Origin of the sequence: Pseudomonas sp. L5B5, from assembly GCF_020520285.1 — a bacterium.
Lineage (GTDB): Bacteria > Pseudomonadota > Gammaproteobacteria > Pseudomonadales > Pseudomonadaceae > Aquipseudomonas.
This window is the reverse complement of record NZ_CP084742.1, coordinates 4,591,063-4,615,115: the sequence shown is the minus strand read 5'-3', so window position 1 is coordinate 4,615,115 and position 24,053 is coordinate 4,591,063. Positions and strand designations below refer to the sequence as shown.

The window sequence follows — 24,053 nt, the reverse complement described above, 5'->3', positions numbered from 1 at the left end:
GCTGAAAGGTCAATACAAGCAAAAAGACACTATTTCGGTGCCAGCTCCCTCAGGTGACGGGCCACCGCAATCCACGCACCGATATAACCCAACAGCACCGCCCCTAGCAAGAGCGACAGACCGTCCGCAACAGGCACACCCGCCAGGGCGAAATCACTGCCGTAGAGACCTGCCAGGCCCACTACCGCATCGTTCAACCAATCCAGGCCAAAGGCCAGGACTCCCCAGGACAGGATGCCCGCACCGAAGCCATACAGCGCGCCCATATAAAGGAAAGGACGTCGCACATAGCTGTCTGTGCCGCCGACGAGTTTAATCACTTCTATCTCGGTGCGGCGATTTTCAATATGAAGACGAATGGTATTGCCTATCACCAAAAGTAATGCAGAAACCAGCAGCACCGTCAGGCCGAAGACAAACCGATCGCCCAGCTTGAGGATTGCCGCCAGCCGCTCCACCCAGACCAGGTCCAGCTGCGCCAGCTGCACCTTGGGCATTTCTGCCAGGCGCTGGCGCAAGGCATCCAGGGTCGTCTTGTCCACTTCGTTGGGCGTTACCAGCACCACACCCGGCAGTGGATTATGGGGCAGTTCGCGCAAGGCCTCGCCCAGCCCGGACTGCTGCTGGAACTCTTCCAGGGCCTTTTCCTTGCTGATGAACTCGGCATCCGCCACGCCCGGCAGGCTCTTGATCTGCTCGCGGAGCGTTTCGCCATCACTGGCAGATGCCCCCAGATCCAGGTACAGCGAAATCTGTGCTGCACGCTGCCAGGAGCCGCCCAGGCGCTCGATGTTATTGAGCAGCAGCGACAGGCCCATGGGCAGGCTCAAGGCCACGGCCATCACCAAGCAGGTGAAGAAGCTGCCGATCGGCTGCTTGCCCAGGCGCCGCAAGCTGTCCAGCAGGCTGGCACGGTGGTTTTCGAGCCAGGCGTGCAGCAGGGTGCCAAAATCCGGACCGTCGTCTTCGTCGCGCTTTTTCTTCGGCGGCGGCGCCTCGGAGGCCTTGGGCGCTACGCGCTCCGCCACTTTAGGGGTACGGGTCGCACTCATTCGCCGGCCTCCCCGTCGCCGATCAGGCGGCCACGTTGCAGGGTCAGCATGCGATGACGCATGCGGGCAATCAGGGCCAGGTCGTGGCTGGCTATCAGCACACTGGTGCCCAGACGGTTGATATCTTCGAATACGCCCATGATTTCCGCCGCAAGACGCGGGTCGAGGTTACCGGTGGGTTCATCCGCCAACAGCAATGCCGGACGGTGGACGATGGCTCGGGCGATGCCCACCCGTTGCTGCTGACCGGTGGACAGGTCGCCGGGATAGAGCTCGGCCTTGTCCGACAGGGCCACGCGTTCCAGGGCCGAATCCACGCGCTTGGCGATCTCGGCCTTGGACAGTCCGAGGATCTGCAGCGGCAGGGCCACGTTGTTGAAGACCGTGCGATCGAACAGCAACTGGTGGTTCTGGAACACCACACCGATCTGTCGACGCAGAAACGGAATCTGCGCGTTGCTGATCTGTCCCAGGTCCTGCCCGGCCAGCAGCAACTTGCCCGAGGTGGGGCGCTCCATGGCCAGCAGCAGGCGCAACAGGGTGCTTTTACCGGCACCGGAATGACCAGTGACGAACAGGAATTCTCCGCGCCGGACGCGAAAGCTCAGCTCATGCAGGCCAACGTGACCATTGGGATAGCGCTTACCGACCTGTTCGAAACGAATCATGAACGCTCCCGCTCGGCAAACAGTGCCTGGACAAAGGGTTCGGCTTCAAAGGTGCGCAAGTCGTCGATGCCTTCGCCAACCCCAATGTAGCGAATCGGCAGGCCGAACTGCTTGGCCAGGGCGAAGATCACCCCGCCCTTGGCGGTGCCGTCGAGCTTGGTCAGGGCCAGGCCGGTCAGTTCGACGGTCTGGTTGAACTGCTTGGCCTGGTTGATCGCGTTCTGGCCGGTACCGGCGTCCAGCACCAGCAGCACCTCATGGGGCGCTTCGGCATCAAGTTTGCCGATGACCCGACGGACCTTCTTCAGCTCCTCCATCAGGTTGTCCTTGGTATGCAGGCGCCCCGCCGTATCGGCGATCAGCACATCGATGCCACGGGCCTTGGCAGCCTGCACGGCGTCGAAGATCACCGAGGCCGAGTCGGCGCCGGTGTGCTGCGCGATCACCGGGATCTTGTTGCGCTCACCCCAGACCTGCAGTTGCTCCACCGCCGCCGCGCGGAAGGTATCGCCGGCGGCCAGCATGACCTTCTTGCCTTCCAGCTGCAGCTTCTTGGCCAGCTTGCCGATGGTGGTGGTCTTGCCGGCGCCGTTGACGCCGACCACCAGAATCACGAACGGCTTGTTCTGAGCGACGATCTTCAGCGGCTGCTCCACCGGCTTGAGCATGCCGGCCAGTTCAGCCTGCAGCGAGGCATACAGTGCGTCGGAGTCGGTGAGCTGCTTGCGCGCCACTTTCTGGGTCAGGTTCTGGATGATCACCGACGTGGCCTCGACACCGACGTCGGCGGTCAGCAGGCGAGTCTCCAGGTCTTCCAGCAGCTCGTCGTCGATGGCCTTCTTGCCCAGGAACAGGCTGGCCATGCCTTCGCCGATGCTGGCACTGGTCTTGGACAGACCCTGCTTGAGGCGGGCAAAGAAACCCACCTTGCCTTCTTCGCTCGAGCGAGCGGGTTCGGCGACAGGCTCAGGCTCGGCAACCGCGACTGGCGCCACGACAGGAGCAGGAGCAGGAGCAGGAGCAGGAGCAGGAGCAGGAGCAGGAGCAGGAGCAGGAGCAGGAGCAGGAGCAGGAGCAGGAGCAGGAGCAGGAGCAGGAGCAGGAGCAGGAGCAGGAGCAACAGGCTCGGGGCTGACGAACGCCGGCGCTACCGGTACCTGGACTTCAGCCACGGGAGCCTGGACCTGGACGGGAGCTTCGACCACAGGCTCGGGCGTTGCGGCCACGACAGGGATCGGCGGGGTAATGTGCTCGGCCTGGACATCGTCCACCAGCGCCACCGGCTCCTCGGCCACCGGCAGGGTCGGCCACGGCTTGTGCTCGGGACTTGGAGTCAGTGGCAGGTCGGGGGCAACCGGCGTGGCCGCCTGAGGTTCGATCTGAGGCTGCTGCAGCACCGGCTCGGCGATAGACTGCAACACCGGCTCAGCCGGCGCTACCGTCGAAGCAGGCTCGATGACCGGAGCCGGTACCGGCTCGACAGGCACCTGTGGCTGCTGGACGACGGGCTCCTGCGGCTTTTTGCGCAGCCATCCGAACAGGCCTTTCTTCTCGCCAGCCGCGGCTGGCGTCTTTTTGTCGTCGTTGGAACCAAACATGGAGATGACTATCTCAAGGTAGCGATGCGCCAGCAGGCGCCTCGGTAAATAAATATTCGATGCAGAACAGACTATGTTTCATCCAGCTTGTTCACGCGCAACATGTTGTCGAAATGCCCGAAAGCACCTCAAGGATCGATTTTACTAAAGGACTGGAACGGCAAAATCGGCGAAACGTCGAATTTTAGCTGATAAATCAAGGAATATTGCCGATAACTCATACAACCCGATCAAGTTGTTGCTGAGCCGCAAACACCTGATAGGCGTGGCCGCCAGTGAAACGGATCAGTATCCTAGGGCGTGTCACCCCTCATTACCAGTACCGTGTGGCCACCCGCAGGCCTGACCTGGTAACGAATGGCGACCCGCCCCAACCTCTCGCTCGCTGACCAAGACCCAGCGGGCAGCCCAACAGGTTTAAAAACGAATGAATGCTCTAGCCCGCCGCGCCGCAGGCCTGCTGCTCAGCACAGTTTGTCTGCCTCTTGCAGCCCTGGCTGCCGACCCGCAACCCACCCACGAATTCACCCTCGACAACGGCCTCAAGGTCGTGGTCCGCGAAGATCATCGTGCCCCGGTGGTGGTCTCCCAGGTCTGGTACAAGGTCGGCTCCAGCTACGAAACCCCTGGCCAGACCGGCCTGTCCCACGCCCTGGAACACATGATGTTCAAGGGCAGCGAAAAGGTCGGGCCCGGCGAAGCCTCGTTGATCCTGCGGGACCTGGGCGCCGAGGAGAATGCCTTCACCAGCGATGACTTCACCGCCTACTACCAGGTCCTGGCCCGTGACCGCCTGGGTGTCGCCCTGGAGCTGGAAGCCGACCGCATGGCCAGCCTGCGCCTGCCGGCCGACGAATTCAGCCGCGAGATCGAGGTGATCAAGGAAGAGCGCCGCCTGCGCACCGACGACAAGCCCATGTCCAAGGCCTACGAGCGTTTCAAGGCCATGGCCTATCCCGCCAGCGGCTACCACACCCCGACCATCGGCTGGATGGCCGACCTGAACCGGATGAAGGTCGAGGAGCTGCGCCACTGGTACCAGTCCTGGTACGCCCCCAACAACGCGACGCTGGTGGTGGTCGGCGATGTCACCCCGGACGAGGTCAAGGCCTTGGCCCAGCGCTATTTCGGCGCCATTGCCAAGCGTGACGTGCCACCGGCGAAGATCCCCATGGAGCTGGCCGAACCCGGCGAACGCCTGATCACCCTGCATGTGAAGACCCAGCTGCCAAGCCTGATGCTGGCCTTCAACGTGCCGAGCATCGCCACTGTCGAGGACAAGCGCTCGGTGAACGCTCTGCGCCTGGCCTCGGCCCTGCTGGATGGCGGCTACAGCGCCCGCATCCCGACCCAGCTGGAGCGTGGCGAGGAACTGCTGTCCAACGGCTCGACCAGCTACGACGCCTACACCCGGGGCGACAGCCTGTTCATGCTCTCGGCCACCCCCAACAGCCAGAAGAAGAAAACCATCGCCCAGGCCGAAGCCGGTCTGTGGCGCATGCTGGACCAGCTCAAGACCACCCCGCCGTCCGCAGAAGAGCTGGAACGCGTGCGGGCCCAGGTGATCGCCGGCCTGGTCTATGAACGCGACTCCATCACCAGCCAGGCCACCGCCATCGGCCAGCTGGAAACCGTCGGCCTGTCGTGGAAGCTGATGGACACCGAGCTTGCCGAGCTGCAAAGCGTGACCCCGGAAGACATCCAGAAGGCCGCCCGCACCTACTTCACCCGGGAACGTATGAGCGTGGCCCACGTACTGCCTGAGGAGTCCGCTCATGAATAAGCGCAAGAATGCTTCACCGATCCTGCTGGGCGCCGCGCTGGTGGCCCTGCTCACCGCCGGTGGCCTCTACCTGTCGCGCTCCGGCGAAAGCAATGCCAGCCAGGCCCTGGACAACGCCAAGAGCAGCCAGAAACTGCAATCCCTGGCCGAGCTGGATGGCAAGGCGCCCAGCCACCGCAACCTCAATGTACAGACCTGGAACACCGCAGAAGGCGCCAAGGTATTGTTCGTCGAGGCCCGCGAGCTGCCGATGTTCGACATGCGCCTGATCTTCGCCGCCGGCAGCAGCCAGGATGGCAACACCTCCGGCCTGGCCCTGCTGACCAACGCCATGCTCAACGAGGGTGTGCCCGGCAAGGACGTTGGCGCCATCGCCCGGGGCTTTGAAAGCCTGGGAGCGGATATCGGCAACGGCGCCTACAAGGACATGGCCGTGGTCTCGTTGCGCAGCCTCAGCGCGGTGGATAAACGCCAGCCAGCGCTGAAGCTGTTTGCCGAAGTGGTGGGCAAGCCGACCTTCCCTGCCGACTCCCTGGCCCGGATCAAGAACCAGTTGCTCGCCGGCTTCGAGTACCAGAAGCAGAACCCCGGCAAACTGGCCAGCCTGGAGCTGATGCAGCGCCTGTACGGCAACCATCCCTATGCCCATGCCAGCGAAGGCAATGCCAAGAGCGTTCCGAGCATTAGCCTCGCGCAACTGCAAGCGTTCCACGCCAAGGCCTATACCGCTGGCAATGGGGTGATCGCCCTGGTCGGCGACCTGTCGCGCAGCGATGCCGAGGCGATTGCCGCCCAGGTTTCCAGCGCCCTGCCCAAGGGCCCAGCCCTGGCGAAGATCGAGCAACCCGTAGAACCCAAGGCCAGCCTCGGCCACATCGAGTTCCCATCGAGCCAGACCAACCTGCTGCTGGCACAACTGGGGATCGACCGTGACGACCCGGACTATGCTGCAGTATCCCTGGGCAACCAGATCCTTGGCGGTGGCGGTTTCGGCACCCGGCTGATGAGCGAAGTGCGTGAAAAACGCGGCCTGACCTACGGTGTCTACTCTGGCTTCACCCCGATGCAGGTTCGTGGCCCGTTCATGATCAACCTGCAGACCCGTGCCGAAATGAGCGAGGGCACCCTGAAACTGGTGCAGGACGTGTTCGCCGAGTACCTGAAGAACGGCCCGACCCAGAAGGAACTGGACGATGCCAAGCGCGAGCTGGCCGGCAGCTTCCCGCTGTCCACCGCCAGCAACGCCGATATCGTCGGCCAACTGGGCGCCATGGGCTTCTACAACCTGCCCCTGAGCTACCTGGAAGACTTCATGCGCCAGTCCCAGGCGCTGACCGTGGAGCAGGTCAAGGCCGCCATGAACAAACACTTGAGCGTCGACAAGATGGTCATCGTCAGCGCCGGTCCGACCGTCGCCCAGAAGCCGTTGCCGCCCCCTACTGACAAACCCGCCGAGCAGCCGCTCGGGGTTCCGGAGCACTGATGGCCCGTCCAGCCCGTCCCAGCAAGAAACCCGCCCACAACCTGCACAATGGCGTGGGTCAGTTGCGCATCATCGGCGGCGAATGGCGCAGCCGTAAACTGAGCTTCCCCGACCTGCCCGGGTTGCGCCCAACCCCAGACCGAGTGCGCGAGACCCTGTTCAACTGGCTCGCGCCCTATGTGGCCGGGGCCAAGGTGATCGACCTGTTTGCCGGCAGCGGCGCGGTGTTCCTCGAGGCCCTGTCCCGTGGCGCCGCCAGCGGCCTGGCCCTGGACAGCAGCAGCGTCGCGGTGTCCAGCCTGCGCGAGCACCTGGGTACCCTGCGCTGCACCGTAGGCCAGGTGCAGACGAGCGATGCACTGCGCTACCTGGAGACCCAACCAGCCACCGCCTTCGACCTGGCGTTCCTCGACCCGCCGTTCAACCAGAACTTGCTGCCCGCCGCCTGCGCCCTGCTTGAAGAGCGTGGCTGGCTGGCAGACGATGCCTGGATCTACACCGAAAGCGAGACCCCGCCCTCGACCCTGGGCCTGCCAGCACGCTGGCGCCTGCACCGCGAGCAAAAATCCGGGCAGGTGCATTACGCGTTGTGGCAACGTATGGCAGACAACGCGGCTTAGCACCGGCCGGAACAAGGTGCGCAGCCCGCCCGGACTGCGCACCGCTGCATCGAGATACTCCCCGTGCCCGACTCGCCAGATCGCTTCATCCCCGCCTTCGGCCTAGGCAATCCGCACCTGCAGACCCTCTGGGGGCCCCTGTGGCGGCCGGCCACCCCACTGGAACGCCAGCGCGAACGCCTGTGGCTGGAAGACGGCGACTTTCTCGATCTCGACTGGTACGGCCCCCACAGCGCCGAGGCACCGCTGGTGCTGGTGCTGCACGGCCTGACCGGCTCCTCCGGCTCGCATTACGTGACCGGCCTGCAACAGGCCCTGGCGAACCAGGGCTGGGCCAGCGTGGCACTGAACTGGCGCGGCTGCTCCGGCGAACCCAACCTGCTAGCACGCAGCTATCACTCAGGCGCCAGTGAAGATCTGGCCTCGGCCGTCGCCCACCTGCGCGCCAAGCGCCCACTGGCACCGCTGTATGCCGTGGGCTACTCCCTGGGCGGCAATGTCTTGCTCAAGTACCTGGGGGAAACCGGCAGCGCCAGCTCCCTGCAAGGCGCCACCGCAGTGTCGGTGCCATTTCGCCTGGACCAGTGTGCCGACCGTATCGGCCAGGGCTTTTCCAGGGTCTACCAGGCGCATTTCATGCGCGAGATGCTGGCCTACATCAAGGACAAGCAGCGCCAGTTCCAGCACGACGGCCGCCACGAGGGCCTGGCGACCCTGGCACAACTGGGGCCGCTGACCAAGATGCGCACCTTCTGGGATTTCGACGGCCGGGTCACCGCGCCGCTGAATGGGTTTACCGATGCCCAGGACTATTATCGGCGAGCCTCCAGCCGCTATTTCCTGGGGGAAATTCGCACGCCGACCCTGATCATCCAGGCTGCGGACGACCCCTTCGTCTTCCGCCACAGCCTGCCCGAACCCAGCGAACTGTCATCCAGCACCCAGTTCGAGCTGCAAGCCAGGGGCGGCCATGTGGGGTTCGTCAACGGTTCCCTCAAGCATCCCGGCTACTACCTGGAACGCCGCATCCCACAATGGCTGGCCGATCTGGGCCGCCATGGATAAGTCCACCCGGGAGTCGATCCGTTTCTGGCAGACCGCCCCCCTGAGCGGCGTCGAACTGCTGGCCGCGCGCTACATCGAACACCGCTTCGTGCCCCATGTGCATGATGGTTTCGTGATCGGCATGATCATGGCCGGTGCCCAGCGCTACCGCTATCGCGGGGCCGAACACCTGGCGGGCAGTGGCACGCTGGTGCTGATCAATCCGGACGAGCTGCATACCGGCGCCAAGGGCGTCGAGGACGGCTGGCTCTATCGGGCCTTCTACCCGGAGAACCAGCAGATAATCGGCCTGCTGGATGAACTGGAACTGCCCAGCGGCAGCCTGCCGGCCTTTGGCGCAACCCTGTACCGCGATCCGGACCTGGTACAGGGTTTTGCCCGCCTGCATCACCTGCTGGAAAGCCCGGCCACGGCCCTGCAACAACAGACCCAATGGCGGGAAATGCTGCTGTTGCTGTTGCAGCGGCACGCCGGGGTCCGGGCACCGGGTGAGCCCGGGCAGGAACATCGGGCCATTGTCCAGGCCAAGGAGCTGCTGCGCTCGCAACTGGCAGCGCCGCCGTCACTGGAAGAATTGGCGACGGCAGTGAACCTGTCGCCGTTCCATTTCGCTCGGGTATTTCGCCGGGCAACCGGCATCCCGCCCCATACCTGGTTGATGCAACAGCGCATCGCCAAGGCCCGCGCCCTGCTGCGCGACGGCTGCCTGCCGCTCGAGGTGGCGACGCAGCTGGGGTTTGCCGACCAGAGTCACCTCAGCCGGCAATTCAAGCAGGTGTATGGGGTAGCACCGGCGGCTTATCGCAGCGCCGTGGTGTAGGCGGCGCGGCTCTTGCGAACAGGTTCGCGCCTACCGCCACGCAAGCCGTTTGCCGGCGAAGGAGCCCGCCTGGCTCCACAGGTGCCAAGGATGAAGGCAATCAATCGCCAGTGGCGACAGGCCGCTGGGCGTCGGTGATCCATTCGCTCCACGAGCCGGCATACAGGCGCGCCAGGGGATAACCGGCCAGGCACAGGGCAAACAGGTTGTGGCAGGCGGTGACGCCGGAACCGCAATAGGCCACCAGTTGCTCCGGGGAACGCCCGGCCAGTTTTTCCGCAAAACGCTGCCTGAGCCGATCGACTGGAAGGAAACATCCGTCCTCCCCCAGGTTGTCGGTGAATGCCGCGCATTGTGCCCCGGGAATATGCCCGGCCACCGGATCGATGGGTTCCACTTCGCCACGAAAGCGCGGCAGGCCGCGGGCATCCAGCAAGGTCATGTCCGTCCGGCCCAGGCGTTTGCGCAACTGCTCGGCATCCAGCAACAGCTGTGAATCCGGTTCACCACTGAAGTGCCCCGCGACCGCAGGTGGCGGGTCCAGGCTCAGCGGCAGGCCTGCGGCGTGCCAGGCCTTGAGACCACCGTCGAGGATGAACACGCCGTCGCGCTTGCCCAGCCAGGCCAGCAACCACCACGCCCGAGCGGCGAAGGCACCGGGACCATCGTCGTACAGCACGATGTCGCTGTCGTTATCGATCCCCCAGGCCTGCAAGCGCTCCACCAGCCGGACGGGGTCCGGCAGCGGATGCCGGCCCGTCACGCCCTTGACCACAGGCGCGCTCAAATCCCGGTTCAGGTCAGCGAAGTGCGCCCCCGCCAGATGCCCCTCGGCATAGCTGCGCTGCCCGTAGTCCGGGTCTTCCAGGGCAAAGCGACAATCCAGAATGACCAGGCCGGGCTGTTGTCGCTTCTGGTCCAGGGCAAGCGGGCTGATCAATTGCGCAACGGGCATAGCAGGCTCCTGTGAATGAGTGTCGAAGGTTGATCCTACTGCACTTCTTCCAGGGCTTGGGCCAGGGGCACGTAAAACTCCTCGAACAGGCCGTTGACGGCATCCCGCGCCTGATCGGTGACAAACCCGGCTTCCAGCACCAGCACCTGGTAGACGCCACGCTTGATCGCTTCTTCGCTCAAGTGAGTGGAGTTCTCACGAGTGGTGCACAGAAAACGCACCCAGGACGTGAGGATGATCCAGGCATTGAGGGTCAGTGACTCGATCTGCACCTTGTCCATGGCAATGATCCCCGCATCGACGAAACGCCCGTAGATGGCCATGCCCTGGATCAGGCAACGCTGGGAGAAACGCCGATAGCGCGCTGCGAGATCGCAATCGCTGTCCAGCAGGTGTTCCAGGTCGCGGTGCAGGAAACGGTAGCGCCACATGGCCGCCAGCAGCGCCTGCAGGTAGTAGCGCTTGTCCTCGACGGTGACGGCACGCCCGGAGGGCGGGCGCAGGAAACTGTCCACCAGGCTTTCGTACTCGGCGAAGAGCACGGCGATGATCGCCTGCTTGTTGGGGAAGTGGTAATACAGGTTGCCCGGAGATATCTCCATATGCGCCGCAATATGGTTGGTGCTGACGTTGCGTTCGCCCTGCTGGTTGAAGAGCTCGAGGCTGAACTGAACGATGCGCTCGCGGGTTTTTATACGTGGGGCCATGGCTTTGGGCTTTAATTCGAAAGACTGGATGCATTTTACGATCTATCCCCTTGAGGATAAATCGCGACCGGCACGGGATGGTAATTGACAATTTAGAGCATAAGCTCTAAAAAACTAGCCACCCCATACAAACCGGAGCCCGGTCATGTCTGCCGAGATCGCTTACCTACAGGATTCCCTTCAGCAACAGGACGGGTTGCTCGAGCTGTTCGAAGCTCAGCGCCGGGCCTATGCCGCCCATCCGATGCCCCCTGCCGCCCAGCGCGATCAATGGCTCAAGGCGTTGCAGGATGTGCTCACCACCGAACGCCAGGCGCTGATCGATGCCATCAGCCAGGATTTCAGCAACCGCAGCGCCGATGAAACCCTGCTCGCGGAGATCATGCCCAGCCTGCATGGCATCCACTATGCCCGCAAACACCTCAAGCGCTGGATGAAACCGTCCCGCCGCGCCGTCGGCATGGCCTTCCAGCCCGCCTCGGCCAAGGTGGTCTACCAGCCGCTGGGGGTGGTGGGCATCATCGTGCCCTGGAACTACCCACTGTTCCTGTGCATGGGCCCGCTGACCGGTGCCCTGGCGGCCGGCAACCGGGTCATGCTCAAGCTCAGCGAGTCGACTCCCGCCACTGGCCAGTTGCTCAAGCAACTGCTGGCGCGAATCTTCCCCGAAGACCTGGTCTGTGTGGTCCTGGGGGAGGCGGAGGTAGGCATGGCCTTCTCCAGGCTTCGCTTCGACCACCTGCTGTTCACCGGCGCCACCAGCATCGGCAAGCACGTGATGCGTGCCGCCGCAGAGAACCTGACCCCGGTGACCCTGGAACTGGGTGGCAAGTCCCCCGCCATCGTGTCGCAGACCGTGCCACTCAAGGACGCCGCCGAGCGCATCGCCTTTGGCAAGACCATGAACGCCGGCCAGACCTGCGTCGCCCCGGACTACGTACTGGTGCCCGAGGAACGCGTGGGCGCCTTCGTCGAGGCCTATCGCCAGGTGGTACGCGGTTTCTTCCCCACCCTGGCGGACAACCCCGACTACACCGCGATCATCAACCAGCGCCAGCTGTCTCGGCTCAATGGCTACCTGAGCGATGCCACCAGCAAGGGCGCGGAGCTGGTGCCCCTGTTCGACCAGGGCCAGGAGCGGCGCCTGCCCCACAGCCTGCTGCTCAACGTCAGCGATGACATGACGGTGATGCAGGACGAGATCTTCGGCCCGATCCTGCCGATCGTGCCCTACAAGACCCTCGACCAAGCCCTGGCCTATGTCTGCGAGCGACCTCGTCCCCTGGCCCTGTACTACTTCGGTTACGACAAGGCCGAGCAACAACGGGTACTCAACGAGACCCACTCCGGCGGCGCCTGCATGAACGACACCTTGTTGCATGTGGCCCAGGACGACCTGCCTTTCGGTGGCATCGGGCCTTCAGGCATGGGCCACTATCACGGCCATGAAGGTTTCCTGACCTTCAGCAAGGCCAAGGGGGTGTTCATCAAGCAGCGGTTCAACGCTGCCCGCCTGATCTATCCGCCCTATGGCACATCGATCCAGAAACTGATCCAGAAGCTGTTCATTCGTTAACCAACAGATCGCGGGTAATAACAACAATGACCCCTAGCCTGTCTGAAACACCCGCGCTGTCGCGGCGCGGCCTGCTGAAAATCGGTTTGTGCGCCAGCGCCTTCCTGGCCACCGCCGGTCTTGGCGCCAGCCTCAGCGGCTGCTCCGCCAGCACGCCTGCGAGCGGCTTCACCATGCTGCGCAGCAATGACCTGCCGTTCCTGCGGGCGCTGATTCCGGTGATGCTCGAAGGTGCCGTGGCCGCGGACAGGATGCCCGCCGCCATCGAGGGCACCCTGGGAAACCTGGACAACGCCCTCAATCACCTGTCGACCGAGATGTTCAAACTCACCCAGCAATTGTTCGATGTGCTGGGCATGGCGGTTACCCGTGGCCCGCTGACGGGGATCTGGGGCAGTTGGGAAAACGCCAGCGCGGATGACATCCGCAACTTCCTCAGCCGCTGGGAAAACAGCTTCCTGGCCCTGCTGCGCATGGGGCATGCGTCATTGCTGCAACTGGTGATGATGGCCTGGTACACCCGGCCCGAATCCTGGGCCCATTGCGGTTACCCCGGGCCGCCCAAGGTCTGATCGGCCTTTGTAGCCGCCGCCACAGGCTGCGAACGAGCGGGACGCTCGCGGGGCACTGGGGGTTCGGCTGCAGATCGTCAAGCAAGGCCCTGCGGGCCTTTTCGCAGCTTCGCAGGCTGAGCAGCGCCTACAGTGGATGCGCGCCGAGCCATCAATAATAAGAGAGCACCCGATATGCCTGTACCTGATCTGTTTCGCGAAGGCCTGACTCGTGGCTGGAAAACCTACAACGGCTCGCAACTGGACCAGGACCTGACCCTGGAAGCCGACGTTGCCATCGTCGGCAGTGGCGCCGGAGGCGGCACCACTGCCGAGATCCTCAGTGCTGCGGGCTACAAGGTGCTGCTGATCGAAGAAGGCCCGCTCAAGACCAGCGACGATTTCAAGATGCTCGAAGACCAGGCCTACACCAGCCTTTACCAGGAAGGCATCGGGCGCATGAGCAAGGACGGCGCCATCACCATCCTCCAGGGCCGCGCCGTGGGCGGCACCACCCTGATCAACTGGACATCGAGCTTTCGCACCCCCGACCCAACCCTCGAGCACTGGGCCCGGGAGCATGGTGTGGTGGGCCACAGCTCGGCCGAGATGGCCCCCTGGTTCGAGAAAATGGAGCAGCGCCTGGGCGTTGCGCCCTGGGTCATGCCACCCAACGCCAACAACGACGTGATCCGCAAGGGCTGCGAAGCCCTGGGCTACAGCTGGCACGTGATCCCGCGCAACGTGCGCGGCTGCTGGAACCTGGGTTACTGCGGCCTCGGCTGCCCGACCAATGCCAAGCAGTCGATGCTGGTGACCACCATTCCGGCAACTCTGGAGAAAGGCGGCGAGCTGCTGTACCTGGCCCGGGCCGAACGCCTGCAACTGAGCGGCGACAAGATCACCAGCCTGCAGTGCCTGGCCCTCGATGAGCGCTGCGTGGTGCCCACCGGCCGCACCATCACGGTCAAGGCCAGGCACTATGTACTGGCCGGCGGCGGCATCAATAGCCCGGCCCTGCTGTTGCGCTCCGATGCGCCGGACCCGCATTCGCGCCTGGGCAAGCGCACCTTCCTGCACTTGGTGAACTTCTCCGCCGGGCAGTTCGACGAGGTGATCAACCCCTTCTACGGGGCACCGCAGTCGATCTATTCCGACCATTTCCAATGGCAGGACGGCACCACCGGCAAGATGGCCTACAAACTCGAGGTGCCACCGCTGCAACCGGCCCTGGCCAGCACCCTGCTGGGTGGTTTCGGACCCCAGAGCGGCCTGTCCATGGAACAGTTGCCCCACACCCATGCCATGCTCGCGCTGCTGCGGGACGGCTTCCATCCCGACAGCACCGGCGGCAACGTCGAACTGCGCGGCGACGGCAGCCCGGTGCTCGACTATCAAGTCTCGCCCTACGCCTGGGACGGTCTGCGCCGGGCCTTCCACAGCATGGCGGAAATCCAGTTCGCCGGTGGCGCCAAGGCGGTCAAGCCGTTGCACAGCGACGCCCGGTTCGCCAAGACCCTGGCCGAGGTTCGCGCCCAGATCGACGGCCTGGACCTCGCGCTGTACCGCACTCGCCTGGGCAGCGCCCACGTGATGGGCGGCTGCGCCATGGGCCAGGACCCCAAGTTCGCCGTGGCCGACAGCCTGGGGCGCCACCACCAGTTGCATAACCTTTCGATCCACGATGGCTCGCTGTTCCCCACCAGTATCGGCGCCAACCCGCAGCTGTCGGTGTACGGCCTGACCGCGCAGTTGGCCACGGCCCTGGCGCAACGCTTGAAAACAGCGTGAAGAAGCTCGGGATTGACGGTGTCCATCGTGCTTTGTACCCCAAAAGGCGACTTGGCCGACCGGGAAGGCTGCGATACCATCCGACTCCCCAACGGATTCCCGCCAGGACGACGCGATGAACCGAGTGTTGTACCCAGGAACCTTCGACCCTATTACCAAGGGCCACGGCGACCTGGTCGAACGCGCCTCGCGGCTGTTCGACCACGTGATCATCGCTGTTGCCGCCAGCCCCAAGAAAAACCCGCTGTTTCCCCTGGAACAGCGCGTGGAGCTGGCGCAAGAGGTGACCAAGCACCTGCCCAACGTTGAAGTCGTCGGGTTCTCGACGCTGCTGGCGCATTTCGCCAAGGAGCAGAACGCCAATGTCTTCCTGCGTGGCCTGCGGGCCGTTTCAGACTTCGAGTACGAGTTCCAGCTGGCCAACATGAATCGCCAACTGGCCCCGGACGTGGAAAGCCTGTTCCTCACCCCGTCCGAGCGCTACTCGTTCATTTCCTCGACGCTGGTCCGGGAAATCGCGGCCCTGGGTGGCGATATCAGCAAGTTCGTCCATCCGGCCGTTGCCGAAGCCCTGACCCTGCGCTTCAAGAAGTAGGTCGCCTGGCCCCGGCCAAGGGGTCATCGCCTGCTGTCAGCCATCGCGCCCGCGTGCACTGCGGGCGTCAATACGGCACAATTGCGCGCATTCGTTTTTACATGCCCGGGCCTGGCGCCCAGGCCGGAGTACCCCATGTCCCTGATCATCACCGACGATTGCATCAACTGCGACGTCTGCGAACCCGAGTGCCCCAACGCGGCCATTTCCCAAGGCGAAGAGATCTACGTGATCGATCCGAACCTGTGCACCCAGTGCGTCGGCCACTACGACGAACCGCAGTGCCAGCAGGTATGCCCGGTGGATTGCATTCCCCTGGACGAAGCCCGCCCGGAAACCGATGAAGAGTTGATGGCCAAGTACCGCAAGATCACCGGCAAGGCCTGAGCCTGCCTGGGGCCATGGCGGCCCCTGTGACTGCGGATTTACGAGGATTGGCTGAGCGCCAGTGACGCCAGGATCAGCTCTGGCAGCGCGGGCAATAGACGCTGGCACGCTGGCCCAGCTTGAGCTCCCGCAATCCCGTACCACAGACCTTGCAGTGCTCCGTGCCCCGTCCGTAGACGAACAGCTCCTGCTGGAAGTAGCCGGGCTGGCCATCCCCGCCGATGAAATCGCGCAAGGTGGTCCCGCCACGTTCGATGGCGGCGGCCAATATCCGCTTGATCTCGATCGCCAGCCTCAGGTAGCGGGCTCGGGAAATGCCCTTGGCCTCGCGGCGCGGATCGATGCCCGCAGCGAACAGCGCCTCGGTGGCGTAGATGTTGCCCACCCCCACCACCACCGCGTTGTCCATGATGAATGGCTTGACCGCCATCGAGCGCCCCCGGGACAGCTGGAACAGGCGCTCGCCGTCGAACAGATCGGTCAAGGGCTCCGGCCCCAGCCGCGCCAGCAATTCGTGGCCCAGGGGATCGAGGCTCCAGAGCATGGCGCCAAAGCGCCGCGGGTCGGTATAGCGCAGGGCCAGCCCCGACTCCAGTTCGATATCCACGTGCTCATGCTTGGCCGCCGGCAGGCCGACTTCCACCAGCCGCAGGTTGCCCGACATGCCCAGGTGGCTGATCAGGGTGCCGACTTCGGCATTGATCAACAGGTACTTGGCCCGGCGGTCGACCTGGACGATACGCTGCCCGGACAGACGGATATCCAGGTCTTCGGGGATCGGCCAGCGCAGGCGCCGTTCACGAACGATCACCCGACTGACCTTCTGGCCCTCCAGGTGCGGCGCGATCCCGCGCCGGGTGGTCTCGACCTCGGGCAGTTCAGGCATCAGTGGGCGCCCAGCTCGCGCACGGTTTCCTTGAGGTTCTCGAAGTCGTAGTCCGACAGGCCGACATAATCGAGCACCAGGTGGCCGATGCTGTTCCACTCGTGGTCTTCGACCTGGTTGCCCAGCACCCGATAGGACGAGCAGATATGTTCGGCCATCTTCAAGATCGCCAGCAGGTTCTTCAGCTGGCTGTTGCGCGAGGACTCGTCGCTGAAGATTGCCAGGGCGTTGTGGTGATTGGCGATGGCGTTGGTCACGTGTTCCGGCAGGCGCCAGGACTTGGCCGTGTAGTAGCCCACCACCGCGTGGTTGGTATTGAAGGCGTGATTCTCGGTGTCCACCACCCGCTGCTCGGGGCCGGCACTGCCGTAGGCTTTTTCCAGTACCGTCATGTAGTTGGGGAAACGCTTGAGCATCAGCGGCACGCCACAATCGTGGAACAACCCCAGCGCATAGGCTTCGTCCACGGCCTGCGAGCCGGTGCGCTTGGCCAGGGTCAGGCAGGTCATGGCCACGTCCTGGGCGGTATCCCAGAAACGGTTGAGGGTGACGATGGTTTCATCGCTCATCTCGCCCTTGATCGACTGCGCGTTGATCAGGTTGATGATCGAGCGGCTGCCCAGCAGGTTAACCGCGCGCTGGATCGAGGCGATCTTGTTGCTCAGGCCGTAATAGGGCGAATTGACGATCTTCAGCAGTGCGCCGGACAGGCCCGGGTCCTGGGATATCAGCTTGGCGATCACCTCCAGGTCAGGGTCCGGCATGTACTGCTCCATCTGCAGATCCACCATGATCTGCGGCTGGGGCGGCACGCTGATGCCTTGCAGGGCCTGTTGAATCTGTTCGGCTGATAGCTCTTGGGACATAAGTACACACTCTGGGTCAGGCGGCGATTCTAACCCCTATCTCGGCAATGTTGGGCAAACCGTCAGGAACTTTACCTTGCACATTTAGCCGCAGGTCCAATGGCCATCGCCGAATCCACGGGACGGGGTATAATCGCGCCCTTTTTTCCGGAGCGACGTCATGTCCCTGCCAAGCCTGCGCCTCAAAGCCAACGCCGACCGCCGCCTGCGCGCCGGCCACCTGTGGGTCTACAGCAATGAAATCGATGTAGCCGCCACTCCCCTGCACGGCTTCAAGGCGGGCGACCAGGCGCTGCTGGAAGCTGCGGGCGGCAAGCCGTTGGGCATCGTCGCCATGAGCCCCAACAACCTGATCTGCGCCCGCCTGCTGTCGCGCGATGCCAAGCTGGCCCTGGACAAGTCGCTGCTGGTGCACCGCCTGAACGTGGCCCTGTCCCTGCGCGAGCGCCTGTTCGACAAGCCCTTCTATCGCCTGGTGTACGGCGACTCCGACCTGCTGCCGGGCCTGGTGGTGGATCGCTTCGGCGACATCCTGGTGGTGCAGCTGGCCTCGGCCACCATGGAACGTCACAAGGACGACGTGATCGCCGCCCTGGTCCAGGTGCTCAAGCCCAGCGGCATCCTGTTCAAGAACGATTCCGCGGCCCGTGACGCCGAAGGCCTTGAGCGTTACGTCGACACCGTGTTCGGCGTGGTGCCCGAGTGGGTCGCGCTGGAAGAGAACGGCGTGAAGTTCGAAGCCCCGGTGATGGAAGGCCAGAAGACCGGCTGGTTCTATGACCACCGCATGAACCGCGCACGCCTGGCCCCTTACGCCAAGGGCAAGCGCGTGCTGGACCTGTTCAGCTACATCGGTGGCTGGGGTGTGCAGGCCGGCGCGTTCGGCGCCAGCGAAGTGTTCTGCGTCGACGCCTCGGGTTTTGCCCTGGATGGCGTGGAGCGCAACGCGGCCCTCAACGGCATTGCCGACAAGCTCACCTGCATCGAAGGCGACGTGTTCGAGGCCCTCAAGGAACTCAAGGCCGCTGAAGAACGTTTCGACGTGATCGTTGCCGACCCGCCCGCCTTCATCAAGCGCAAGAAGGACCTGAAGAACGGCGAAGGCGCCTACCGCCGCCTCAACGAACAAGCCATGCGCCTGTTGACCAAGGACGGCATCCTGGTCAGCGCCTCGTGCTCGATGCACCTGCCCGAGGACGACCTGCAGAACATCCTGCTGACCAGCGCCCGCCACCTGGACCGCAACATCCAGCTGCTGGAGCGTGGCGGCCAGGGTCCGGATCACCCGGTGCACCCGGCCATCCCGGAAACCCGCTACATCAAGAGCATCACCTGCCGCCTGCTGCCCAACAGCTGAGGCCAACCGGCTGGCCGCTCCCGTTCGCGACGGGCGCGGCCAGTGGTACCGATTGACTTTGCAGGGCCATGACTCGATCCTCGGGAACACCTCAAGGACCGAGCACTCTGCCCCATGGACCACCCCCCGCGCTCCACGAAAAAGACCTCGGCCATCGTCCTGTTGATGACCATGACGCTGCTCGGCGTCTTCCCGCTGGACGTCATCCTGCCCTCCTTCCCTGCCCTGGCCGAACGCTTCCAGACCTCGAGCGCCGACATCGCGCTGTCAGTCAGCCTGTTCGCCATCGGCCTGTCCTTCTCGCTGATGGTGGTCGGCCCGCTGTCCGACTCCCTGGGCCGCAAGAAGCTGCTGCTGGCCGGCATGAGCGTGGCCATCGTCGGCGCAGCCGGTTGCATCATGGCCCGCGAATATTCGTGGTTCCTGTTCTTCCGGGTGATCCAGGCCATTGGCTGTGGCTGCTTCGTGCTGTCCCAGGCGCTGGTCCAGGACCTGTTCATGGGCAAGGAGCAGGAGCGCCTGCGCATCGCCATGGTCACTGCCAGCGGGATCTTCATTTCCCTGTCGCCACTGTTCGGCACCTGGTTGCAGGACCAGATCGGCTGGCAGGGCAGTTTCGAGGTGTTCATCGCCATCGGCCTGCTGGTGATCCTCAAGGCCTGCCTGCTGCTGGAAAACACCCCAGGCACCGCCTCGGTCCGGCACAGGAACCTGCTCGCGGCCTACTGGCTGGTCTGCTCGGAACCGCGATTCGTGGGTTACTGGCTGATCTCGGCGCTGGCGTTCTCCTGCCATTTCTCGTTCATCGTCATCTCGCCGATCATCTTCATGGAGCAATTGCAGCTCTCGTCCTACCAGTACTCGCTGGCCCTTCTGCTGTACGGCGCGGCCTACGTACTGGGCGGTTTTGGAGCCGGGGTGATGAACCGGTACATGCAGGCCAGCACCCAGATCACCGTCGGGTTGCTGCTGATTGCCCTGTCCGGCCTGCTGATGCTGCTCCTGCAGCAATCAGGCATGAGCGCAATCACGGTGCTGGTGCCCATGATCATCTGCACCGCCGGCACCACCATTACCCGCCCGGTCGCCACGTCCAGGGCCATGGGCCTGTTCCCGCAGAACGCGGGGACTTCGGCCTCGGCCGGCAACATGATCATCTTCACTTGCGGGGGCTTGATCAGTGGCTTCATCAATCTGAGCAGCAACAACCCGACCATGGCCCTGGGCCTGTGCTTCCTGGTGCTGAGTGCAAGTGCGCTGGCCTTGAACAGCCTGGTCAATCGGCGCGACCTGCGAGTCTGTGCCTGACGGGCCGGCTGCGCCACAGCTGGCCGAGAAACAGCGCAACCGAGAACGCCAGGGGCGGGCCGGTGAAGAATGCCACGGACAGCAATTCGTCCTTGAAGGGGTCCAGATGCCGATAGGCCAGCCACCGCTTGAACAGTTCATGGACCAGCCAAGGCCACGGCAGGGCCAGCAGCAGCCACAGGCCGGTTTCGAGCAGCCGTCGCCCCAATCGGGCTCGCCCCTGTGCCAGGGTGGCGCCCACTAGCGCGATCACCAGCAGCGCAGCAGCGATGCCACACACCACCAACAGGGTTACAGGCAGTGCCTGGCATGCCAGCACCAGCCCTGCCGAAACCACGCCCACCAGCAGCACGGCAGCCCAACTGCGCAACCGGCGCCATGGCTCACCCTGCAATTGCAAGGCGGTGCCGCCCGCCAGCAGGACAGCGGCCAGCGCCGCCATGGCGCTGGAGGGCCAGCTGCTATGGAGAAGCAGCCACATCAGCACGCCTCCCTGCAACAAGCCGACAGCCAGGTACAACCTCAAGGATCGAAAAGGGGCGGGCATTCCAGTTCCATTGGTAGCTGATCGAAGGGGCGCGAGTCTAAAGCAATCTGCCGGTTCCAGTCGTGTGCAGCGCGATCGACGCCGCAGAGCGGTCACGGCATTCCTTCCTGGCGCCAGCGGTGTAGAATCGGGCCTATTCATCGCCAGTCATCCCCCGGCGGGTTTATGAGCTCAGGCTGAGTCTCCCGGCGATCCCGCGGGGTCATCGGCAGCTTCGGACACACGGCCATTTCTGAGTGTTCCCGAGGTCAATAGAAGCTCACTCCCCATTTGTCACCTGATTAGCCGCCCGGAGTGCTTCATGCCTGATTACCGTTCGAAAACGTCCACCCACGGCCGCAACATGGCCGGTGCCCGCGCGCTGTGGCGCGCCACGGGGATGAAAGATGCCGACTTCAAGAAGCCGATCATCGCCGTTGCCAACTCCTTCACCCAGTTCGTCCCGGGGCACGTGCACCTGAAGGACCTGGGCCAGCTGGTGGCTCGCGAGATCGAACGCGCCGGTGGCGTGGCCAAGGAGTTCAACACCATCGCCGTGGACGACGGCATCGCCATGGGCCATGACGGCATGCTGTATTCGCTGCCGAGCCGCGAGATCATCGCCGACTCGGTGGAATACATGGTCAACGCCCACTGCGCCGACGCCATCGTCTGCATCTCCAACTGCGACAAGATCACCCCCGGCATGCTGATGGCCGCCCTGCGCCTGAACATCCCGGTGATCTTCGTCTCCGGCGGCCCGATGGAAGCCGGCAAGACCAAGCTGGCCTCCCACGGCCTGGACCTGGTGGATGCCATGGTCATCGCCGCCGACTCCAGCGCTTCTGACGAGAAGGTCGCGGAGTACGAGCGCAGTGCCTGCCCGACCTGTGGTTCGTGCTCCGGCATGTTCACCGCCAACTCCATGAACTGCCTGACCGAAGCCCTGGGCCTCGCCCTGCCGGGCAACGGTTCGACCCTGGCCACCCACAGCGACCGTGAGCAGCTGTTCCTGGAAGCCGGGCGCACCATCGTCCAGCTGTGCCAGCGCTACTACGGCGAGAACGACGAGTCGGTACTGCCGCGCAACATCGCCAACTTCAAGGCGTTCGAGAACGCCATGATGCTGGACATCGCCATGGGCGGTTCGACCAACACCATCCTGCACCTGCTGGCCGCCGCCCAGGAAGGCGAGGTGGACTTCGACCTGCGGGACATCGATCGCCTGTCGCGCAAGGTGCCGCAGCTGTGCAAGGTGGCGCCGAACATCCAGAAGTACCACATGGAAGACGTGCACCGCGCCGGCGGCATCTTCAGCATCCTCGGGTCGCTGGCCCGTGGCGGCCTGCTGCACACCGACCTGCCGACCGTCCACAGCCGCAGCATGAGCGATGCCATCGCCAAGTGGGACATCACCCAGACCACGGATGAAGCCGTGCATACCTTCTTCAAGGCAGGCCCGGCAGGCATCCCCACGCAGACGGCATTCAGCCAGTCGACCCGCTGGGAGACGCTGGACGACGACCGTGAAAATGGCTGCATCCGCAGTGTCGAGCATGCCTACTCGCAAGAGGGCGGCCTGGCGGTGCTGTACGGCAACATCGCCCTGGACGGCTGCGTGGTGAAGACCGCCGGCGTCGACGAATCGATCCACGTGTTCGAAGGCAACGCCAAGATCTTCGAAAGCCAGGACAGCGCGGTACGCGGCATCCTTGCCGATGAAGTGAAGGAAGGCGACATCGTCATCATTCGCTACGAGGGCCCGAAAGGCGGCCCGGGCATGCAGGAGATGCTGTACCCGACCTCGTACCTGAAGTCCAAGGGCCTGGGCAAGGCCTGTGCCCTGCTGACCGACGGCCGCTTCTCGGGTGGTACTTCGGGCCTGTCCATCGGCCACGCCTCGCCGGAAGCCGCCGCAGGTGGCGCCATCGGCCTGGTCCGGGACGGCGACAAGGTGCTGATCGACATTCCCAACCGCTCGATCAACCTGCTGGTCAGCGACGAGGAACTGGCCGCCCGTCGTGTCGAACAGGACAAGAAAGGCTGGAAACCAGTGGAAGTGCGCCCACGCAAGGTGACCACCGCCCTGAAGGCCTATGCCCTGCTGGCCACCAGCGCCGACAAGGGTGCGGTACGCGACAAGGCCCTGCTCGACAGCCTGTGATCGCCACCTGCAAATGAAAATGCCCCGCCAAGTGCGGGGCATTTTTTTACCTTGCCGGCCAGTGGAGCCTCACGGCATGCGTTCGCCCAACTGCCCGCGCAGGAAGCGGTACAGCCCGTCGGCGCTCTTGCGATAACCGTCGGCCGTCAGGTGGATCAGGTCATTGCGCGCCAGGTCACTGGCCTGCCACTGGCTGATGGAACAGTCACCGCCCATGAAAGCCTGCCAATCCCAGAACAGCGTGCGGCTGGTTTTCGCCACGTCCTTCTGGATCTGGATGATCTGGCGCAGCGGCTGCGGTTGCGAGGCAGCGCAACTGCCGGCATTGCGCCGCTTGATGGAGTCCGGCGGACCGACCAGCAGGATCACCGTCTTGGGCAGGTTCTTGCGCAGCACCGCGACCTTTTCCTGCAACTGGCTGCGATACAGCTGCAGATCGAGGTCGTCATCGAAGGCCTCGTTGGTGCCGTAGGCCAGCACCACCATGTCCGGGCGCAGGGCCTTGAGCGCCTCCAGCCAACCGTTCTGCCACTTGTCCAGCACGTCCAGGCGCGCACCGTTGATGCCCAGGGCGGAATAGATCACCCCGGCGCTCTTCTGCCCAAGGATGTTCCAGCCGCCCAGGACCAGGCCCTGGCTGTTGGCCACATTCAGGTCCAGGGGCAGGGTCAGGTTGTTGAACGGCGGGCTCATGCGCCACTGCCCGCCGGTGGCGGCAAGCATGCGGCTGCTTTTGTTGAGGTTGTCCCGTGCCGTCAGGGTGTTGTTGCTGGCCGCCTGGTACAGCGCGGAAATACGGTATTGCTGGTTGCTCGGCTGGCGCTCGACGATGTGCACCCGGGCGCCCGGAGTCATCGGCTGCGACAGGTAGCCACCCAGGGGAAACTGCGTGCTCTGCTGGTTGCGCGCCGACACCAGCGACCACTGGCGCTTGGCTGCGCTGAGGATCACACGCTCGTAGCGGGTTCCCGGCACCGGCGTGGCGGCCACGAAACCGATGCCGCCATCGCCGTATTGCGCCTGCAGCAGACGCCGCATCTCACCGCTGAACAAGTCGGCTGCGGTGTGCGAATCGCCCAACTGAACGATGCTGATCGGCGTGCGATTGGAGGTACTGAACTTGCGTGCCAGCAGCGCCAGGTTCGGATCGCTGCCCGTGGTCAAGACCTTCTTCTGGCTCGGACCGGCCTTGGCCAGGGCCGAGGCAGGAGTGGCCTGGACCTCGGTGGTCGGGCTGCAACTGCTCAGCAAGGTGATGCCCAGCAACAGCGCAATACCTTGCAGTCGCCCCATAG

The 24,053-nt window shown here is 64.1% G+C and carries 22 protein-coding genes; 13 read left to right on the top strand and 9 right to left on the bottom strand.

Annotated features, from left to right (window positions below):
• Positions 1–29 precede the first annotated feature (29 nt).
• From ftsX to ftsY, 3 genes are read right to left on the bottom strand one after another with little or no spacing between them, the layout of a single operon-like run.
• Positions 30–1,052, bottom strand: coding sequence for a permease-like cell division protein FtsX (ftsX, locus tag LGQ10_RS21045; protein WP_058435847.1), 1,023 nt, complete (start codon positions 1,050–1,052; stop codon positions 30–32).
• Positions 1,049–1,720 (bottom strand): cell division ATP-binding protein FtsE, encoded by a 672-nt coding sequence (gene ftsE / locus LGQ10_RS21040; protein ID WP_226523090.1) that lies wholly within the window; start codon positions 1,718–1,720, stop codon positions 1,049–1,051. Before ftsE ends, ftsX begins: the two co-directional genes overlap by 4 nt.
• Positions 1,717–3,318, bottom strand: coding sequence for a signal recognition particle-docking protein FtsY (gene ftsY, locus LGQ10_RS21035; protein ID WP_226523089.1), 1,602 nt, complete (start codon positions 3,316–3,318; stop codon positions 1,717–1,719). The genes ftsE and ftsY overlap by 4 nt, the downstream gene beginning before the upstream one ends.
• 427 nt (positions 3,319–3,745) lie before the next feature.
• On the opposite strand from ftsY, the gene LGQ10_RS21030 reads away from it, so the two are divergent.
• The 5 genes from LGQ10_RS21030 (at position 3,746) to LGQ10_RS21010 (ending at position 9,089) form a co-directional block, all read left to right on the top strand.
• Positions 3,746–5,101 carry a M16 family metallopeptidase gene (locus tag LGQ10_RS21030; RefSeq protein WP_058435849.1) on the top strand — a complete coding sequence of 452 codons (1,356 nt, stop codon included), beginning with the start codon at positions 3,746–3,748 and terminating at the stop codon, positions 5,099–5,101.
• Complete coding sequence (locus LGQ10_RS21025; RefSeq protein ID WP_226523088.1) at positions 5,094–6,584, top strand: M16 family metallopeptidase; 1,491 nt, start codon at positions 5,094–5,096, stop codon at positions 6,582–6,584. Before LGQ10_RS21030 ends, LGQ10_RS21025 begins: the two co-directional genes overlap by 8 nt.
• Positions 6,584–7,204, top strand: a complete 621-nt coding sequence (gene rsmD / locus LGQ10_RS21020; RefSeq protein ID WP_058435851.1) for a 16S rRNA (guanine(966)-N(2))-methyltransferase RsmD — start codon at positions 6,584–6,586, stop codon at positions 7,202–7,204. Before LGQ10_RS21025 ends, rsmD begins: the two co-directional genes overlap by 1 nt.
• A 63-nt stretch (positions 7,205–7,267) precedes the next feature.
• Positions 7,268–8,269 (top strand): hydrolase, encoded by a 1,002-nt coding sequence (locus tag LGQ10_RS21015; RefSeq protein ID WP_058435852.1) that lies wholly within the window; start codon positions 7,268–7,270, stop codon positions 8,267–8,269.
• Positions 8,262–9,089, top strand: coding sequence for an AraC family transcriptional regulator (locus LGQ10_RS21010; protein WP_226523087.1), 828 nt, complete (start codon positions 8,262–8,264; stop codon positions 9,087–9,089). Before LGQ10_RS21015 ends, LGQ10_RS21010 begins: the two co-directional genes overlap by 8 nt.
• A 100-nt stretch (positions 9,090–9,189) precedes the next feature.
• On the opposite strand, the gene LGQ10_RS21005 is transcribed toward LGQ10_RS21010, so the two are convergent.
• Together LGQ10_RS21005 and LGQ10_RS21000 are read right to left on the bottom strand one after the other, a co-directional pair.
• Complete coding sequence (locus tag LGQ10_RS21005) at positions 9,190–10,044, bottom strand: sulfurtransferase (RefSeq protein ID WP_226523086.1); 855 nt, start codon at positions 10,042–10,044, stop codon at positions 9,190–9,192.
• 35 nt (positions 10,045–10,079) lie between these two features.
• Entirely contained in the window at positions 10,080–10,751 is a 672-nt protein-coding gene (locus LGQ10_RS21000) for a TetR/AcrR family transcriptional regulator (protein WP_058435855.1), read from the bottom strand.
• Positions 10,752–10,896: 145 nt separating this feature from the next.
• Between LGQ10_RS21000 and LGQ10_RS20995 the strand changes: the two genes are divergently transcribed.
• From LGQ10_RS20995 to LGQ10_RS20975, 5 genes are all read left to right on the top strand, one after another.
• Complete coding sequence (locus LGQ10_RS20995; RefSeq protein ID WP_226523085.1) at positions 10,897–12,327, top strand: coniferyl aldehyde dehydrogenase; 1,431 nt, start codon at positions 10,897–10,899, stop codon at positions 12,325–12,327.
• 26 nt (positions 12,328–12,353) lie between these two features.
• Positions 12,354–12,899, top strand: a complete 546-nt coding sequence (locus LGQ10_RS20990; RefSeq protein WP_226523084.1) for a twin-arginine translocation pathway signal protein — start codon at positions 12,354–12,356, stop codon at positions 12,897–12,899.
• Positions 12,900–13,073: 174 nt separating this feature from the next.
• Complete coding sequence (locus LGQ10_RS20985; RefSeq protein WP_226523083.1) at positions 13,074–14,669, top strand: GMC family oxidoreductase; 1,596 nt, start codon at positions 13,074–13,076, stop codon at positions 14,667–14,669.
• A gap of 115 nt (positions 14,670–14,784) precedes the next feature.
• Positions 14,785–15,264, top strand: a complete 480-nt coding sequence (coaD, locus tag LGQ10_RS20980; protein WP_058436699.1) for a pantetheine-phosphate adenylyltransferase — start codon at positions 14,785–14,787, stop codon at positions 15,262–15,264.
• 135 nt (positions 15,265–15,399) lie between these two features.
• Entirely contained in the window at positions 15,400–15,651 is a 252-nt protein-coding gene (locus LGQ10_RS20975) for a YfhL family 4Fe-4S dicluster ferredoxin (RefSeq protein ID WP_058436700.1), read from the top strand.
• 73 nt (positions 15,652–15,724) lie between these two features.
• Here the strand turns inward: LGQ10_RS20975 and mutM are convergent, their stop codons facing one another.
• Together mutM and LGQ10_RS20965 are read right to left on the bottom strand one after the other, a co-directional pair.
• Positions 15,725–16,537, bottom strand: a complete 813-nt coding sequence (gene mutM / locus LGQ10_RS20970; RefSeq protein WP_058436701.1) for a bifunctional DNA-formamidopyrimidine glycosylase/DNA-(apurinic or apyrimidinic site) lyase — start codon at positions 16,535–16,537, stop codon at positions 15,725–15,727.
• On the bottom strand, positions 16,537–17,349 hold the full coding sequence (locus LGQ10_RS20965; protein ID WP_226526171.1) for an HDOD domain-containing protein: 813 nt from the start codon (positions 17,347–17,349) through the stop codon (positions 16,537–16,539). The genes mutM and LGQ10_RS20965 overlap by 1 nt, the downstream gene beginning before the upstream one ends.
• A 214-nt stretch (positions 17,350–17,563) precedes the next feature.
• Between LGQ10_RS20965 and LGQ10_RS20960 the strand changes: the two genes are divergently transcribed.
• Together LGQ10_RS20960 and LGQ10_RS20955 are read left to right on the top strand one after the other, a co-directional pair.
• Positions 17,564–18,760, top strand: a complete 1,197-nt coding sequence (locus LGQ10_RS20960) for a class I SAM-dependent rRNA methyltransferase (RefSeq protein WP_058437100.1) — start codon at positions 17,564–17,566, stop codon at positions 18,758–18,760.
• A 114-nt stretch (positions 18,761–18,874) separates the two neighbouring features.
• On the top strand, positions 18,875–20,068 hold the full coding sequence (locus LGQ10_RS20955) for an MFS transporter (protein WP_226523082.1): 1,194 nt from the start codon (positions 18,875–18,877) through the stop codon (positions 20,066–20,068).
• Here the strand turns inward: LGQ10_RS20955 and LGQ10_RS20950 are convergent.
• Positions 20,037–20,549 carry a hypothetical protein gene (locus LGQ10_RS20950; protein WP_226523081.1) on the bottom strand — a complete coding sequence of 171 codons (513 nt, stop codon included), beginning with the start codon at positions 20,547–20,549 and terminating at the stop codon, positions 20,037–20,039. The genes LGQ10_RS20955 and LGQ10_RS20950 overlap by 32 nt on opposite strands.
• Positions 20,550–20,916: 367 nt before the next feature.
• Between LGQ10_RS20950 and ilvD the strand changes: the two genes are divergently transcribed.
• Positions 20,917–22,758: a dihydroxy-acid dehydratase gene (ilvD, locus tag LGQ10_RS20945; RefSeq protein ID WP_226523080.1), complete on the top strand. Its 1,842-nt coding sequence runs from the start codon at positions 20,917–20,919 to the stop codon at positions 22,756–22,758.
• Between the two features lie 69 nt (positions 22,759–22,827).
• Here ilvD and LGQ10_RS20940 read toward each other — a convergent pair whose 3' ends face one another.
• Positions 22,828–24,051 carry an SGNH/GDSL hydrolase family protein gene (locus LGQ10_RS20940; RefSeq protein ID WP_226523079.1) on the bottom strand — a complete coding sequence of 408 codons (1,224 nt, stop codon included), beginning with the start codon at positions 24,049–24,051 and terminating at the stop codon, positions 22,828–22,830.
• Between the last annotated feature and the right edge of the window lie 2 nt (positions 24,052–24,053).

What these genes read in the sequence shown, in the direction of transcription:
- LGQ10_RS21005 (WP_226523086.1), bottom strand. Translation starts at nt 10,044, where the DNA reads ATGCCCGTTGCGCAATTGATCAGCCCGCTTGCCCTGGACCAGAAGCGA.
- ftsE (WP_226523090.1), bottom strand. Translation starts at nt 1,720, where the DNA reads ATGATTCGTTTCGAACAGGTCGGTAAGCGCTATCCCAATGGTCACGTT.
- ftsX (WP_058435847.1), bottom strand. Translation starts at nt 1,052, where the DNA reads ATGAGTGCGACCCGTACCCCTAAAGTGGCGGAGCGCGTAGCGCCCAAG.
- LGQ10_RS20995 (WP_226523085.1), top strand. Translation starts at nt 10,897, where the DNA reads ATGTCTGCCGAGATCGCTTACCTACAGGATTCCCTTCAGCAACAGGAC.
- LGQ10_RS21025 (WP_226523088.1), top strand. Translation starts at nt 5,094, where the DNA reads ATGAATAAGCGCAAGAATGCTTCACCGATCCTGCTGGGCGCCGCGCTG.
- LGQ10_RS21030 (WP_058435849.1), top strand. Translation starts at nt 3,746, where the DNA reads ATGAATGCTCTAGCCCGCCGCGCCGCAGGCCTGCTGCTCAGCACAGTT.
- LGQ10_RS21010 (WP_226523087.1), top strand. Translation starts at nt 8,262, where the DNA reads ATGGATAAGTCCACCCGGGAGTCGATCCGTTTCTGGCAGACCGCCCCC.
- coaD (WP_058436699.1), top strand. Translation starts at nt 14,785, where the DNA reads ATGAACCGAGTGTTGTACCCAGGAACCTTCGACCCTATTACCAAGGGC.
- LGQ10_RS20950 (WP_226523081.1), bottom strand. Translation starts at nt 20,549, where the DNA reads ATGTGGCTGCTTCTCCATAGCAGCTGGCCCTCCAGCGCCATGGCGGCG.
- rsmD (WP_058435851.1), top strand. Translation starts at nt 6,584, where the DNA reads ATGGCCCGTCCAGCCCGTCCCAGCAAGAAACCCGCCCACAACCTGCAC.
- LGQ10_RS20985 (WP_226523083.1), top strand. Translation starts at nt 13,074, where the DNA reads ATGCCTGTACCTGATCTGTTTCGCGAAGGCCTGACTCGTGGCTGGAAA.
- LGQ10_RS20940 (WP_226523079.1), bottom strand. Translation starts at nt 24,051, where the DNA reads ATGGGGCGACTGCAAGGTATTGCGCTGTTGCTGGGCATCACCTTGCTG.
- LGQ10_RS20955 (WP_226523082.1), top strand. Translation starts at nt 18,875, where the DNA reads ATGGACCACCCCCCGCGCTCCACGAAAAAGACCTCGGCCATCGTCCTG.
- LGQ10_RS20990 (WP_226523084.1), top strand. Translation starts at nt 12,354, where the DNA reads ATGACCCCTAGCCTGTCTGAAACACCCGCGCTGTCGCGGCGCGGCCTG.
- LGQ10_RS21000 (WP_058435855.1), bottom strand. Translation starts at nt 10,751, where the DNA reads ATGGCCCCACGTATAAAAACCCGCGAGCGCATCGTTCAGTTCAGCCTC.
- mutM (WP_058436701.1), bottom strand. Translation starts at nt 16,537, where the DNA reads ATGCCTGAACTGCCCGAGGTCGAGACCACCCGGCGCGGGATCGCGCCG.
- ilvD (WP_226523080.1), top strand. Translation starts at nt 20,917, where the DNA reads ATGCCTGATTACCGTTCGAAAACGTCCACCCACGGCCGCAACATGGCC.
- ftsY (WP_226523089.1), bottom strand. Translation starts at nt 3,318, where the DNA reads ATGTTTGGTTCCAACGACGACAAAAAGACGCCAGCCGCGGCTGGCGAG.
- LGQ10_RS20975 (WP_058436700.1), top strand. Translation starts at nt 15,400, where the DNA reads ATGTCCCTGATCATCACCGACGATTGCATCAACTGCGACGTCTGCGAA.
- LGQ10_RS20960 (WP_058437100.1), top strand. Translation starts at nt 17,564, where the DNA reads ATGTCCCTGCCAAGCCTGCGCCTCAAAGCCAACGCCGACCGCCGCCTG.